This window comes from Streptococcus sp. KHUD_017, assembly GCF_054861245.1.
Genome location: NZ_CM142175.1, coordinates 1,156,983 through 1,171,693, shown reverse-complemented (window position 1 = coordinate 1,171,693; position 14,711 = coordinate 1,156,983). Strand labels below are relative to the sequence as shown.

At 38.4% G+C, this 14,711-nt stretch carries 12 protein-coding genes; 11 read left to right on the top strand and 1 reads right to left on the bottom strand.

The window, feature by feature from the left end; all coding sequences use genetic code 11:
- The first annotated feature begins 186 nt into the window (after nucleotides 1–186).
- The 10 genes from cas6 to alaS all read left to right on the top strand — a co-directional run bounded on the left by cas6 (nucleotide 187) and on the right by alaS (nucleotide 12,096).
- Nucleotides 187–918: a CRISPR-associated endoribonuclease Cas6 gene (gene cas6, locus ACVAMZ_RS05810; RefSeq protein ID WP_461684299.1), complete on the top strand. Its 732-nt coding sequence runs from the start codon at nucleotides 187–189 to the stop codon at nucleotides 916–918.
- Nucleotides 899–3,193 carry a type III-A CRISPR-associated protein Cas10/Csm1 gene (gene cas10 / locus ACVAMZ_RS05805; RefSeq protein ID WP_461684298.1) on the top strand — a complete coding sequence of 765 codons (2,295 nt, stop codon included), beginning with the start codon at nucleotides 899–901 and terminating at the stop codon, nucleotides 3,191–3,193. The genes cas6 and cas10 overlap by 20 nt, the downstream gene beginning before the upstream one ends.
- On the top strand, nucleotides 3,194–3,574 hold the full coding sequence (gene csm2 / locus ACVAMZ_RS05800) for a type III-A CRISPR-associated protein Csm2 (protein ID WP_461684297.1): 381 nt from the start codon (nucleotides 3,194–3,196) through the stop codon (nucleotides 3,572–3,574). It abuts the gene before it with no gap.
- A complete protein-coding gene (gene csm3, locus ACVAMZ_RS05795; RefSeq protein ID WP_461684296.1) occupies nucleotides 3,571–4,233 on the top strand; it encodes a type III-A CRISPR-associated RAMP protein Csm3 in 663 nt (220 codons plus the stop codon). Before csm2 ends, csm3 begins: the two co-directional genes overlap by 4 nt.
- Nucleotide 4,234: 1 nt before the next feature.
- Nucleotides 4,235–5,140 carry a type III-A CRISPR-associated RAMP protein Csm4 gene (csm4, locus tag ACVAMZ_RS05790; protein ID WP_461684295.1) on the top strand — a complete coding sequence of 302 codons (906 nt, stop codon included), beginning with the start codon at nucleotides 4,235–4,237 and terminating at the stop codon, nucleotides 5,138–5,140.
- Complete coding sequence (gene csm5 / locus ACVAMZ_RS05785) at nucleotides 5,137–6,219, top strand: type III-A CRISPR-associated RAMP protein Csm5 (RefSeq protein WP_461684294.1); 1,083 nt, start codon at nucleotides 5,137–5,139, stop codon at nucleotides 6,217–6,219. Before csm4 ends, csm5 begins: the two co-directional genes overlap by 4 nt.
- Nucleotides 6,216–7,373, top strand: a complete 1,158-nt coding sequence (gene csm6, locus ACVAMZ_RS05780; protein ID WP_461684293.1) for a type III-A CRISPR-associated CARF protein Csm6 — start codon at nucleotides 6,216–6,218, stop codon at nucleotides 7,371–7,373. The genes csm5 and csm6 (ACVAMZ_RS05780) overlap by 4 nt, the downstream gene beginning before the upstream one ends.
- A gap of 16 nt (nucleotides 7,374–7,389) precedes the next feature.
- Nucleotides 7,390–8,679, top strand: a complete 1,290-nt coding sequence (gene csm6, locus ACVAMZ_RS05775) for a type III-A CRISPR-associated CARF protein Csm6 (RefSeq protein ID WP_461684292.1) — start codon at nucleotides 7,390–7,392, stop codon at nucleotides 8,677–8,679.
- Nucleotides 8,680–8,975: 296 nt separating this feature from the next.
- Nucleotides 8,976–9,461, top strand: coding sequence for an LURP-one-related/scramblase family protein (locus ACVAMZ_RS05770; RefSeq protein ID WP_461684291.1), 486 nt, complete (start codon nucleotides 8,976–8,978; stop codon nucleotides 9,459–9,461).
- A gap of 16 nt (nucleotides 9,462–9,477) precedes the next feature.
- Nucleotides 9,478–12,096: an alanine--tRNA ligase gene (gene alaS, locus ACVAMZ_RS05765; protein WP_461684290.1), complete on the top strand. Its 2,619-nt coding sequence runs from the start codon at nucleotides 9,478–9,480 to the stop codon at nucleotides 12,094–12,096.
- A gap of 83 nt (nucleotides 12,097–12,179) precedes the next feature.
- Here the strand turns inward: alaS and gdhA are convergent, their stop codons facing one another.
- The gene (gene gdhA / locus ACVAMZ_RS05760) at nucleotides 12,180–13,526 is read right to left on the bottom strand and encodes an NADP-specific glutamate dehydrogenase (protein ID WP_461684289.1); all 1,347 of its coding nucleotides are present in this window, start codon (nucleotides 13,524–13,526) and stop codon (nucleotides 12,180–12,182) included.
- A 228-nt stretch (nucleotides 13,527–13,754) separates the two neighbouring features.
- Here gdhA and ACVAMZ_RS05755 point away from each other — a divergent pair, with 228 nt between their 5' ends.
- Nucleotides 13,755–14,690: a dihydroorotate oxidase gene (locus tag ACVAMZ_RS05755; RefSeq protein WP_303405080.1), complete on the top strand. Its 936-nt coding sequence runs from the start codon at nucleotides 13,755–13,757 to the stop codon at nucleotides 14,688–14,690.
- Nucleotides 14,691–14,711 lie beyond the last annotated feature (21 nt).

Sequence of the window (14,711 nt, the reverse complement as noted above, 5' to 3'; positions counted from 1 at the left end):
ATAGATACCTATCTACCTCGAGAGGGGACGGAAACAGCTAGTGATACGGATTGTGCAGGGCCCTAGCGTATAGATACCTATCTACCTCGAGAGGGGACAGTCTCATAAGGGAAAAGGATTCCAAAAGTGAAAGAAAAAAGCGCTCATGAGAAAGCAAAAGCGCAATTGTGTCAATAAAGGAGGCATATGAAACGCATCGAACTATCATTTAAGCGGATTGACCAATCACCGAGTGACCTATCGACAAAATTCCAAGGTTTTCTCATGGAAAAGCTAGAACCAGACTATGTGACTTGGTTACATGAACAGGAGACAAACCCCTACTCACTAAAAATCATCCATCAAAAGGAAAAGACCCTATGGTCCCTTCATCTCCTGACGGATGAGGCCGTCAAACAGATTTTGCCTGTTCTCTTGGAGCTCAAGAAAGTAGAACTTCATGATTTACCGACTCTCATGGTAGAGTCTGTGTCCATGCAAGATCTCAGTTCGGAGCAACTCTTTGAGTTTTTTAATGAAAACCAAGATCGGTCACTCTACACCATTCATTTTCAAACTCCGACAGGATTTCGCTCCCAGGGAGAGTACGTGCTCTTTCCGACCATGCGTCTCATCTTTCAGAGTTTGATGATGAAGTATGCACGTCTGGTCGAGAATCGTCAGGACATCGAAGAGGAAACCTTGGACTACTTGGTCAAGCATAGTAGGGTTACCAGCTATCGATTGGAGTCCAGCTATTTTAAGGTCCATGGCAAAAAAATCCCTGGTTTCAGGGGGAAATTGACCTTTAAGATTACAGGTCCAAATACCTTGAAAGCATATGCCAATATGCTTCTAAAATTTGGGGAGTACTCAGGTCTCGGTATGAAAACTAGCTTAGGGATGGGAGGTTTAGAACTTGAAGAAAGAAAAAATTGATTTAGTTTATGGATCGCTTTTGCACGCTATCGGCAAGGTGATTCAAGGTTCCAGGTATGATGAGAAAGACCTAGGTACCATTGGGTCCGAATGGTTTAGACGCTTTTCGGATAATGAAAAAATAGCCCAGCAGATAGCCAATGCGACTTCTAGTGATTTGCCGACGGACTTGGCTCCTGATAGTTTGGTCTATATCACGTCAGCTGCCGCAAAGATTGCTTCAGGCCTAAAAGGAGCAGCAGATGCTCATGGAGGTAAAGAAGATTTCCTAAGCAAACAATCGGATATCTTCAATGTATTTTCAGATAGCCCTAGTCAACGTTATCTCGATGCACGACCATTAGAGCTTGACGGGGAACCAAACTATGCTAAGGAATCGAGTGAGCCGTCTGACCAGTCAGATTATGACTTGATAGTAGAAACCTTAGAAAAAGAGTTTGAGCGATTGGACTTTAGCCAATCTGAGATAGATACCCTTTTGAATCTCCTTGAGTCTACTCTTTCCTATGTGCCTGTTTCTACAAGGACCAAGGAATTATCGGATATTTCTCTAGCAACCTACAGTCGTCTGACAGCTGGCTTTGCCCTAGCCATAGAAGACTATTTAGCAGACAAGAATTGCTGTGACTATGAGAAGGTACTGGGGCAAGATTTAGAAGCTTTTTATAGCGAGAAGGTCTTTTTATTAGCAAGTTTTGACTTGTCAGGGATTCAGGATTTTATCTACAATATCGCAACAGCTGGTGCAGCCAAGCAACTAAAAGCACGTTCCTTGTATCTAGATTTTATGGGAGAACATATCGCTGACAGCTTACTGGAGAAGTTAGAGCTTACGAGGGCTAATCTCCTCTACGTTGGTGGCGGGCATGCCTACTTTATCCTTCCAAACACCGAAAAAACTAGAGAGAGCTTGGCTAACTTTGAAGCAGAATTCAATCAGTTTTTGGTCAAGCATTTCCAGACAGGCTTATACGTAGCATTTGGTTGGAGTCCGTTTTCTGCCAATGATATGACAACGACACTGGCCGACTATCGAAAAGTCTATCAAACAACTAGTCGGATGATTTCCCAAAAGAAAATTTCTCGTTATGATGCCAAAACTCTCCTTGAACTCAACCAAGGAGGAAAAAGTTCTCAGAAAGAATGTGCTATTTGCCACTCAGTTGAAAAGCTTACCAAGTATAAAGATCAAGAGGTCTGCCATATCTGTGCTGGGATGTATCGCTTTGCTAAGGAGATACAAGAAAACTACTATATTGTGACAAAAGAAAAAGGCCTGCCGATAGGTCCAGGAGCCTATATTAGTGGTATTTCCAAAGCCGATCTCGCTAATGAAGAGTGGGACCGTGTTTATGTAAAGAATAGCTATAGTACAGATATTCTAAAAGCAACCCATGTCTTTGTCGGAGATTACAAATATGCTGAGATTGACCAGTATGCCAAACTATCTCAGGATAGTAAAACTGGACAAGGAATCAAGCGTCTGGCAGTCGTTCGACTAGATGTGGATGACCTAGGAGCAGCCTTTATGGCTGGGTTCTCTTATCAAGATGGTGGCAAGTATAATACTCTGGCACGTTCAGCGACCTTCTCTAGAAGTATGAGTCTCTTCTTTAAGGTCTATATCAACCAGTTTGCCAAAGAGAAAAAACTATCGATCATTTATGCTGGTGGAGATGATGTATTTGCTATCGGTTCCTGGCAGGATATTATTGAGTTTACTATTTGTCTCAGACAAAACTTTATCAAGTGGACAAATGGTAAATTAACCCTATCAGCAGGGATTGGCCTCTTTCCAGATAAAACCCCAGTTAGCCTCATGGCTGAAGAGACTGGTAATCTAGAAGCAGCAGCCAAAGATAACGACAAGGATAGTATTTCCCTTTTTAAAGGAGGTAATACCTTGAAGTTGGACCAATCTTTTGGCAATGTCGATTCTGAAAGAAATTATACCTTGAAGTTCGACCAATTTATTGACAATGTCTATAATGGGAAACTGAAGAGCATTCGTTACTACTTTAATATTCAAGATGAGCGCGGAAAGAGCTTTGTATATAGACTTATTGAGCTCCTTCGCAACTACGATCGTATGAATATTGCTCGATTAGCCTATTATTTAACTCGCTTAGAAGATCAAACTTCTAAGGATAAAAAAGAAGAGTTTAAAGAGTTTAAAGATTTATTCTTTTCTTGGTATACAGGTAGCGATAATGAACGTAAGGAAGCAGAGATAGCTTTACTTCTATATATTTATGAGATTAGAAAGGATTCATAGATGGCAATTTTAAAAGATGATAATTACGTAGATAAGGCAGAGAAGGCTATTAAATCTTTAAATCAAACTAAAGATAGAAATAATAAAAATAGATTTTTTTTAACAACTACTAAAATTCGAAATCTATTAAATTTAACTAGTAATCTTTTTGATGAAAGTAAGGTTAGAGAGTATAAGGAATTGGCTGATAAAATCGCTTATTTGAGAGTGCAGTTTGTTTATCAAGCAGGAAGAGAACCTTCTGTTAAAGACTTAGTAAGAAAAGCTGAAATATTAGCCGCTTTAAAAGAAATAAACAATAAGGAAAGTCTCCAACGCTTTTGCCGTTATATGGAAGCTTTAGTGGCCTATTTTAGATTTTACGGAGGAGAAGATTCATGACATTTGCAAAAATTCAAGTAACAGCACAAATTCGTCTAGAGACAGGACTTCATATTGGGACAAACAATGCCTTTGCAGCAATTGGGGCTATGGACTCACCTGTAATTAAAGATCCAATTACAAACTTACCCATTATTCCAGGATCTAGTATCAAAGGGAAAATGCGTACCCTTCTGGCAAAAGTATATAATTCTAGACCAGCAAAAGCACCAGGAGAAGATGGGGAAATTCTAAGTCGACTATTTGGAAATAGCTCATCTAAGCGCGATAAAATAGGTCGCTTAATTTTTAGAGATGCTTTTTTATCTAATAAAGATGAACTTGATAGCTTAGGAGCAAAGATTTATACTGAAGTAAAATTTGAAAATACCATTGATCGTATCTCTGCTGTAGCTAAACCTAGACAAATTGAACGTGCCATCCGAGATAGTGTCTTTGGATTTGAGTTGATCTATGAGGTGACAGACAGGAGTCAATCTCAAGTAGAAGAAGACTTCAAAGTGATTCTTGATGGATTAAAACTGTTGGAACTTGATTATTTAGGTGGTTCAGGCTCTCGTGGATATGGTAAGGTTGCTTTTGAGAATCTTAAAGCAAATACAGTTTTCGGAAACTATGATGTTAGTAGATTGAATGAACTTTTAACTACGGAGGTCTAGTATGACCTATAAGATGTATATTATGAACTTCCATACTGCTCACTTTGGGGCAGGTAAATTGGATAGTTCTAAAATGACTTTTGCAGCTGAACGATTGTTTTCAGCTCTGGTCTTAGAAGCAAAAAAAATGGGGAAAATGGAGGAATTCGTGTCAATAGCGGGTCAAGATGAATTTGTTTTGACTGATGCCTTTCCTTATAAATCAGAACCATTTTTACCTAAGCCAATAGGATTTCCAAAGTTTGATCAGCCAGACTTAACAACGGATGTTAAAGAAGTAAGACGTCAAGCGAAAATGGCGAAGAAACTTCAGTTTATCCCCTTAGAGAGATTTGAATCTTATGTAAATGGGAAACTTTTTAAAGATGCAGAACATGCAGTAACAAATATCGTCACTAAAAACCAACCTCATGTGGACGGGAATCTTTTTCAAGTGTCTACTGTTAGATTTAGAGATGACTCTTCACTTTATGTGATTGCAAACGAGTCTGAGCTCTTGAATGAACTCATGGCAAGCTTGCAGTATACAGGAATTGGTGGCAAACGTTCCAGTGGCTATGGACAATTTGATTTGACTATATTAGATTTACCAGATGGTTTCAAAAATCGTCTTACCAAGGTCCATCAAGGACCTGTTATGACCTTGACGACTTCTCTACCAGTCGAAAAGGAACTTGAATATGCTATGGAAACTGGTTCCTATTTACTAAGTAAATCAAGTGGTTTTGCTTTTAGTACAGAAACCAATGAAAATTACCGTAAGCAGGATTTATATAAGTTTACTTCTGGCTCTACTTTCTCTGAAACCTTTACAGGACAGATTGTGGATGTAAGACCTCTTGATTTCCCACATGAAGTATTAAATTATGCTAAACCACTATTTTTTAAGATGGAGGGAGAAAGATGAAAACAGAATATAGAACCTTTCAATTCAGCCTTCTTTCTATGGCTCCTATCCATATTGGCAGTGGTGATAAGTACACTTCTCGTGAATTTATCTATGAAAATAGCTACTTTTATTTCCCTGATATGGGTAAGTTTTATAATCGCATGGTGGAGAAAGGATACGATCAGAAGTTTGAGCGCTTTTTACAAGAGAGAATGGCAAGTGATAGTAATAATAGGTTGATTTCCTTTTTAGAAGATAACCGTATTTCTGACCGTGATTTTGGTGGGTATAGGATTAAAGAGACAGGTTTGGAAATTGAAAAGAATAATCGCGATTCCAAATTAGGAACGATAAATGAAGTGACAAAATTTATGAGAGATGCTTTTGGTAATCCCTATATTCCTGGAAGTTCACTAAAGGGGGCTATTCGGACCATTTTAATGAATACCAATCCTGACTGGAACAATAAAAATGTGGTTGATACTAAGGGTAAGCATCCTAAGGAAAATAAAAATATGATTCCTTGGGAGCCTAAGAAGGGTAAAGAATTCAATAACTTATTTAATGCCATTCGTGTTATTGATAGTAAGCCATTTAACAATGAGCAGATTATTCTAGTTCAAAAATGGGATTATTCAGCCGAGTCTTTAACTGCCAAGCCTCTTCCTTTATATAGAGAAGCCATCGCACCCTTAACTAAAATCAATTTCACCATTACTACAACTACTAAGGAAGCTGGAATCTTAATTGAAGAATTAGGACAGAGAGCGCAAGCTTTATACAAAGAATATAAAACCTTTTTCCTAAAAGATTTTCCGGACGATAAGATTCAAGATAATATAGACTATCCTATATACTTGGGTGCTGGTAGTGGAGTTTGGACAAAAACAATATTTAAACAAGCAGATGGAATTATACAAGAACTTTATCAGAAGAGCCGAACGACTAAGATGGTTGGTAAGGGAGTGTTGAAATTAACAAAAGCACCAATGAAAAGTGTTAAAACAACACAAGCAACTCGAAAACTGATAATGAATGATGAGTCTTTCTATGAAATGGGCAAAGCTAATTTCATAATTAAGGAGATTACTAAATGAAGGTTTTGATTTCAGCAGTGGGGAATACGGATCCAATCCGTAATTTTCACGATGGAGCTTTAGTACATATTGCGAGAAAATACCGTCCAGATAAGATTATTATTGTTTTTTCTGAGGAACTGATTCGTAAGAAAGATGATATTGAGAAAGTAATTCGTTCTATTGATTCTGAATACCTCCCAGAGATTGTATACCATGAACCAATCATTTTAAACAATGAAGTACATATTTTTGATACTATGTTTGATCAATTTGATGATATTATACGAGAGTATTATACAAAAGACGACGAATTTATTCTTAATCTTTCAAGTGGAACTCCTCAAATAAAATCAGCTTTATTTGTTCTTAACAGACTAAGTGAAATCAATGTCAAGGCAGTACAAGTTCCAAGTCCTGAAAAAAAATCGAACGCTGGCGTTAGGCATGATGATTCGGAAGATATTGATGTACTAATCGATACAAATATGGATAATAAGCAGGACTATGTCGATCGAACTATTGAAGATACTTCAGATAAGTTTAAACAAGGCTTAATAAAAAAAACTTTACGTGATTTTATTAAGAAATATGATTATAAAGCTAGTTTAGAGATAGCAAATCAGTTGCCTGACTTCCCTGGATTGAAAGATTGTCGCAAAAAGTTACAAGATATTGTGGATTCATTAGATAGGCAAGATATACCTCAACTCCTCCAAAAGAAAAAATGGAGTGAAGAACAGAAAAAAGTACTAAATGCTTATTTGACTATTGATTTGCAAAAAGAACGTGGGAATTATAGTGAAGGTCTGATTAGAATTAAAAACCTTACAGAGTTTATCTTAGAAGACTATATCGGAAATCGTTATCCAGAATTTCTGGATAATTACGTGAATGAATCAGAGAAATATTACCTCGGGATTCAGGATTATAATAAGATTCTTCAAATAAAAGATCGGACATTGTATGACAAAATCAAACCGATTTTGAGAATAAACAAAACACGAAATACAGTAGCCCATCGATTAGATTCTATAAAAGCTGAAGACTTAAAACAGTTAGGTCCTGTTCTAAAAACCTTAAAGGGACTAGTCAAGGAACAGTATCAATTCACTGAGAAAGATTTTGATTTTTACAAGGACTTAAATAAGGAATTATTAGAATTACTGAAATAATGAGAGGTAGAATATCTTGGAAATTTTGATTTCAGCAGTTGGAACGACAGATCCGATAAGCAATAATCGAGATGCAGCTTTATTACATATTGCTCGAACATACAGACCTGAACAAATTGTTTTGGTTTATAGTGAAGAAATGTTAGTAAAAAAAGCTCTTGTTGAGAAAGCATTATGTTCAATAGAGGGTTATCATCCTAAGGTGGTTATTGAATCAATCATATTGAAAAATGATGAAGTCTATCTATTTGATAAAATGTATGAAGTGATGGGACAGATTATCGAAAAATATTCTGGAGCAGATCATCAATTAATCTTGAATCTCTCCTCAGGGACACCTCAGATTATTTCTGCTTTATTTGCCTTAAATCGAATTAATGATTATAATACGCAAGCCATACAGGTTGCAACTCCTAACAAATCTGCAAACAGAAAGTATGTGCCACTGTCAAGTGAAGATGAACAGAAGCTTTTTGACGAGAACGAGGATAACCAAAAGGATTACGAAGATCGTACAATCAAAGATGAAGCTGAAAAATTTAACCAGTCTCTTATCAAGCGACACTTAAGAAATTTAATCTCTTCTTATGATTATCTTGCTGCGGAAGAATTAGTTACTAGAAAAGAATACAATAAATTACTTTCTAAAAAGAAATTAGCTCGTTTAAGAGACATATTAAATGATTTTGTAAAAGTATTTAAAACCCAAGCGATTTTAAAAGATATTCAGGGATATTCACTCACAGAAGTTGAGAAAAAAGCTCTTAATTACTTTTTAATGATTGAAGTTTTGAAAGAGAGAGGGCAGGTTGCTGATGTCTTAATCAAATCAAAGTCTTATGTTGAATATATCATCGAGGAAAAGATAAAGAAAGATTATCCAGATTTGATCAAATATGATGCAACTTTTCCAAAGTTAAATGAAGAATACAAGGATTTTGAAGCTATTTTAGATTTCATTGACATAGAATTTAAGAAAGCCAAAGGTATAAAAGATGAGAAGGAAAGAATCTATTCCCCTCAGTCAACCTTAAATCTCTTGTCATATGAAAATATTCTATCTTATTATCAAGTTTCTCCTGAATTACTTAAGTCCATAAAGTTAATAAATAGCTTAAATGGTGAGAGAAATAAGGTGGCACATGGCTTGTCAGAGATTGATAGTAAACTAGTCAATTCTAGAAAATTGCAACAGACAATAGATACCTTGCGCTTTATTTTACAAGATACATTTGAGATTGATGATAGCTATTTCTCTTGTTATCAAACACTCAATAATGAAATGCTTGATTTACTTCGTCAATAATATAGTTTATCAATAAATCGATTTGCTGATGATACATATAATGTGATTGCAAGTGCTTGCTTTCCTAGTTGACGCAGAACCCAAAAAACGATATAATAAGAAAGTTGAGAATTGATTTTCTCTCCATCTTAGTTCAGAGAATTGGCGGTGCTGCAAGCCATCTAAGATAGAAAATCATGCTACTCGATTGTAACAATTGCATAAGAATCAAGAATGACAAGTTCATTGAATGAAGGTGGTACCGCGGTTTTTCGCCCTTCGTGATATGGATTTGTCTTTTATTTTTGGAGGTGCTTATGAGAAGTTTTCTTGTCAAACAAAAATTTCGCCTAGGTGGTGAACGCTTTGATATCAAAGATGAAATGGGGAATGTCGCCTATCAGGTTGAAGGTTCATTTTTTAAGATTCCTAAGACCTTTACCATTTTTGATAATTCTGGTGAACAGGTTAGTGTGATTAGTAAAGAAATGTTGACCTTCATGCCACGCTTTGAGATTCAACTCAGTAATGGAGATAGTTTTTATATCCGAAAGAAGTTGACTTTCTTTAGAGATAAGTATGAATTTGACAACCTAGGTCTTCGCATTGAGGGAAATATCTGGGATTTAAACTTTAAACTTCTGGATGACCGTGATCAAGTGATTGCGGAAATCGCCAAGGAACTCTTCCATTTAACCTCTACCTATACCGTAACCGTCTATGACGAATCTTATGCAGACCTAGTCATTTCCCTCTGTGTCGCTATCGACTATGTGGAAATGTTAGAAAGCCAATCAAATTAGTAAAAAGGAGATACAAATGAAACAATTATCTAGTGCACAAGTCCGCCAAATGTGGCTTGATTTCTGGGCTACAAAAGGCCACTCAGTAGAACCATCAGTAAGTTTAGTTCCAGTAAACGACCCAACACTTTTGTGGATCAACTCAGGGGTCGCAACCCTTAAGAAATACTTTGATGGAACTATCAAACCTGAAAATCCACGTATTACCAATGCGCAAAAAGCCATCCGTACCAATGATATCGAAAACGTAGGGAAGACTGCTCGTCACCATACTATGTTTGAAATGTTGGGGAACTTCTCCATCGGAGATTACTTCCGTGACGAAGCCATTACTTGGGCATATGAGCTTTTGACAAGTCCTGAGTGGTTTGACTTCCCTAAAGACAAACTCTACATGACCTACTATCCAGATGATACAGATTCTTACAACCGCTGGATTGAAGTAGGAGTGGACCCAAGCCACTTGATCCCAATCGAAGACAACTTCTGGGAAATCGGTGCGGGACCTTCTGGACCTGATACAGAAATCTTCTTTGACCGTGGAGAAGCTTTTGACCCAGAAAATATCGGTATTCGCCTTCTTGCAGAAGATATTGAAAATGACCGTTATATCGAAATCTGGAACATCGTCTTGTCACAATTTAACGCAGACCCTGCGGTACCTCGTAGCGAATACAAGGAATTGCCACACAAGAACATTGATACAGGCGCTGGTTTGGAGCGTTTGGTAGCAGTGATCCAAGGGGCCAAGACAAACTTTGAAACAGACCTCTTCATGCCAATTATTCGTGAAGTGGAGAAATTATCTGGTAAGGTCTACGACCAAGATGGCGACAACATGAGCTTCAAGGTTATTGCAGACCACATCCGTTCGCTTTCATTTGCGATTGGGGATGGTGCCCTTCCTGGAAATGAAGGTCGTGGTTATGTCCTTCGTCGTCTCCTCCGTCGTGCCTCTATGCATGGTCAAAAATTGGGAATCAACGAGCCTTTCCTTTACAAACTCGTTCCAACTGTTGGTAAGATCATGGAAAGCTACTACCCAGAAGTTCTTGAAAAACGTGACTTTATTGAAAAAATCGTTAAGAGCGAAGAAGAGTCATTTGCTCGTACCCTTCACTCAGGTCAACACTTTGCAGAAACTATCGTAGCAGACTTGAAAGAAAAAGGCCAAACAGTTATCGCTGGTTCAGATGTCTTCAAACTCTACGATACATACGGATTCCCAGTGGAATTGACAGAAGAAATTGCTGAAGAAGCTGGAATGACCGTAGACCGTGAAGGTTTTGAAGCAGCCATGAAAGAGCAGCAAGAACGTGCGCGTGCGTCTGCTGTTAAAGGCGGATCTATGGGGATGCAAAATGAAACCCTTCAAAACATTACAGTTGAGAGTGTCTTCAACTACAATGCTAGCCAATTGTCTTCTAAGTTGGTGGCTATCGTAGCTAACAATGTTGAAGTAGAAGGTGTAGCTGAAGGAACTGCGTCACTTATCTTTGCAGAGACACCTTTCTACGCTGAAATGGGTGGACAGGTTGCGGACCATGGTCAAATCATGGATGCTCAAGGAAATGTTGTAGCGACAGTGACAGATGTTCAAAAAGCACCAAACGGACAACCACTCCATACCGTTGAAGTTCTTGCGCCACTTGCTTTGAACCAAGAATACACTTTGGCTATCGATAGCAATCGTCGTCATCGTGTCATGAAGAACCACACAGCAACTCACTTGCTCCATGCAGCTCTTCATAATATCCTTGGCCACCATGCTACTCAAGCAGGATCTCTGAATGAAGTGGAATTCCTTCGCTTTGACTTCACTCACTTCCAAGCGGTAACTCCTGAAGAATTGCGCGCCATTGAACAACAAGTCAATGAAAAGATCTGGGAAGCCATCGCAGTGGAAACAGTTGAGACAGACATTGACACAGCCAAAGAAATGGGAGCGATGGCCCTCTTTGGTGAGAAATATGGTAAGGAAGTCCGTGTTGTGACCATTGGTGACTACTCAGTTGAACTTTGTGGTGGTACTCACGTAGGTAACACTTCTGAAATCGGTCTCTTCAAGATTGTCAAGGAAGAAGGGATCGGATCAGGAACTCGTCGTATCTTGGCAGTGACTGGTAAGGAAGCCTTTGAAGCTTATCGTGAACAAGAAGATGCACTGAAAGCAGTCGCAGCAACCTTGAAAGCTCCTCAACTCAAAGAAGTACCTCACAAGGTTGAAGGACTTCAAGAACAACTCCGTCAATTGCAAAAAGAAAATGCAGAATTGAAGGAAAAAGCGGCAGCAGCGGCAGCCGGCGATGTCTTCAAGAATGTTCAAGAAGCAAACGGCCACCGTTACATTGCTAGTCAAGTTTCTGTATCAGATGCAGGTGCTCTTCGTACCTTTGCAGATAACTGGAAGCAAAAAGACTATTCGGATGTGCTTGTTCTTGTCGCAGCCATCGATGACAAGGTCAACCTTCTTGTAGCCAGCAAGACAAAAGACATACACGCAGGTAACTTGGTTAAAGAATTAGCTCCAATCGTTGATGGACGTGGTGGTGGTAAACTAGACATTGCCATGGCAGGAGGAAGCAACCAAGCCAAGATCCAAGAATTATTGGATGCAGTAGCAGGTAAATTGTAATCAAAAAATACCTATCCATTTGGATAGGTTTTTTTGGCATTAGAAAAACTCCCCACGAATAGTGAGGAGTTCATTTTTTAGAATTAAACAATCCCTTGGGCAATCATAGCATTTGCCACGTTTTCAAAGGCTGCGATATTGGCACCTGCAAGGTAGTCAGTACCAAGACCGTATGTTTCTGCAGTTGTTTTAGCTGTGTTGAAGATGTTAGTCATAATATCTTTCAAGCGACCGTCAACTTCTTCACGTGTCCATGAAAGGCGAAGGCTGTTTTGGCTCATTTCAAGAGCAGATACAGCGACACCACCAGCATTGGCAGCTTTGGCAGGTCCATAAAGGATTCCGTTTTCTTTGTAGACTTTGATAGCTTCAAGGTCGCTAGGCATGTTAGCACCTTCAGACACACAGATAACACCTTGAGCAACCAAGCGTTTCGCAGCTTCACCATTGATCTCATTTTGAGTCGCACATGGAAGAGCAATATCGTAGTTACCAGTGTAAGTCCATACAGAACCTTCGTAGTAAGTAGCAGTTGGTTTTTCTGCAGCGTACTCAGTTAAACGAGCACGACGGTTGTTTTTAACATCTGACAAAAGGTCGAAGTCGATACCATTTTCATCAATGACATAACCATTTGAGTCAGATACAGAAATAACTGTAGCACCAAGTTCAGTTGCTTTTTGAAGGGCAAACTGAGCAACGTTACCAGAACCAGAAACAACCACTTTCTTACCTGCAAAACTGTTTCCGTTTACTTTGAGCATTTCTTCAGTGTAGTAAACCAATCCATAACCAGTTGCTTCTGGACGAATCAAGCTACCACCAAATCCAAGAGGTTTACCAGTCAAGACACCAGCATCAAATTGGTTGAGACGTTTGTATTGTCCGTAAAGGTAACCAATCTCACGTCCACCTACACCGATATCACCAGCAGGTACATCAAGAGATGGTCCGATGTATTTTTGCAATTCAGTCATGAAGCTTTGGCAGAAGCGCATCACTTCAGCATCAGTTTTGCCTTTAGGATCAAAGTCTGATCCACCTTTACCTCCACCGATTGGAAGTCCAGTCAAAACGTTTTTAAAGATTTGTTCGAATCCGAGGAATTTCAAAATCCCTTGGTTAACAGTTGGGTGGAAACGAAGTCCGCCTTTATATGGTCCAACAGCTGAGTTGAATTGAACACGGTAACCACGGTTAACTTGAACTTTTCCGTCACGGTCAACCCAAGGAACACGGAAGCTAATTACGCGCTCAGGCTCAGTGATACGTGCCAAGATATTTTCTTCAATATACTCAGGGTGTTTTTCAAAGACAGGCTCCAAAGTGCTGAAGAATTCTTCAACCGCCTGGAGAAATTCAGCCTCATGCCCGTTACGAGCTTTTACAGTTTCAAACACGCTTTGGATATATTCTTTAGCAGATGTCATATCGTTCTCCTTTTTGTTGTCATATTTTATTACATGAGACATTATAGCAGAAAAATTTTTCACTGTAAAGGAAAAAACACAAATTTTCTAAAAATTCTTTCAATTTAGCAACAGCTCTATTTTTCAGCAAAAAAAGCCAACATTTTTATGAGGTTAGTTTTATTAAAAGAGTCCTATCAAAGTATGGTATAATAATGGAGATATAAAGGAATCTGGAGGAATAGAATCATGGTATCAACTAAAACACAGATTGCTGGTTTTGAATTTGATAATTGCTTGATGAATGCGGCAGGAGTTGCTTGTATGACCATTGAGGAATTGGAAGGTGTTAAAAACTCAGCAGCAGGAACCTTTGTCACAAAAACAGCAACCTTGGAATTTCGTCAGGGAAATCCTGAACCACGCTACCAAGATGTTCCACTTGGCTCTATCAACTCTATGGGTCTGCCAAATAATGGTTTAGACTATTACCTGAACTACCTTTTGGAATTACAAGAAAAGGAACCAAATCGTACCTTCTTTCTATCTTTAGTTGGAATGTCTCCAGAGGAAACTCATACCATTTTGAAGAAGGTGCAAGAAAGTGATTTTCGTGGTCTAACTGAACTCAATCTCTCATGTCCCAATGTTCCAGGAAAACCTCAGATTGCCTATGATTTTGAAACAACAGACCGTATCTTGTCAGAAGTCTTTGAGTATTTTACAAAACCTCTAGGAATTAAGCTACCACCTTATTTTGATATAGTTCACTTTGACCAGGCTGCAGCTATTTTTAACAAATATCCGCTCAAATTTGTCAATTGTGTCAACTCTATTGGAAATGGTCTTTATATTCAAGATGAGTCGGTCGTGATTCGTCCTAAGAATGGCTTTGGTGGAATTGGTGGAGAATACATTAAACCAACTGCCCTTGCCAATGTCCATGCCTTTTATCAACGCTTAAATCCAGAAATTCAAATCATTGGAACTGGTGGAGTATTAACAGGGCGTGATGCTTTTGAACATATCTTATGTGGTGCTAGCATGGTGCAGGTAGGAACTACTCTTCATAAAGAAGGAGTAGGTGCTTTTGAGCGTATTACCAAGGAACTCAAAGAAATTATGGTGGAAAAAGGTTATCAAAGCCTAGATGATTTCCGTGGTAAATTACATTATATTGATTAAATAAAAGCGAAACTAAAAAGA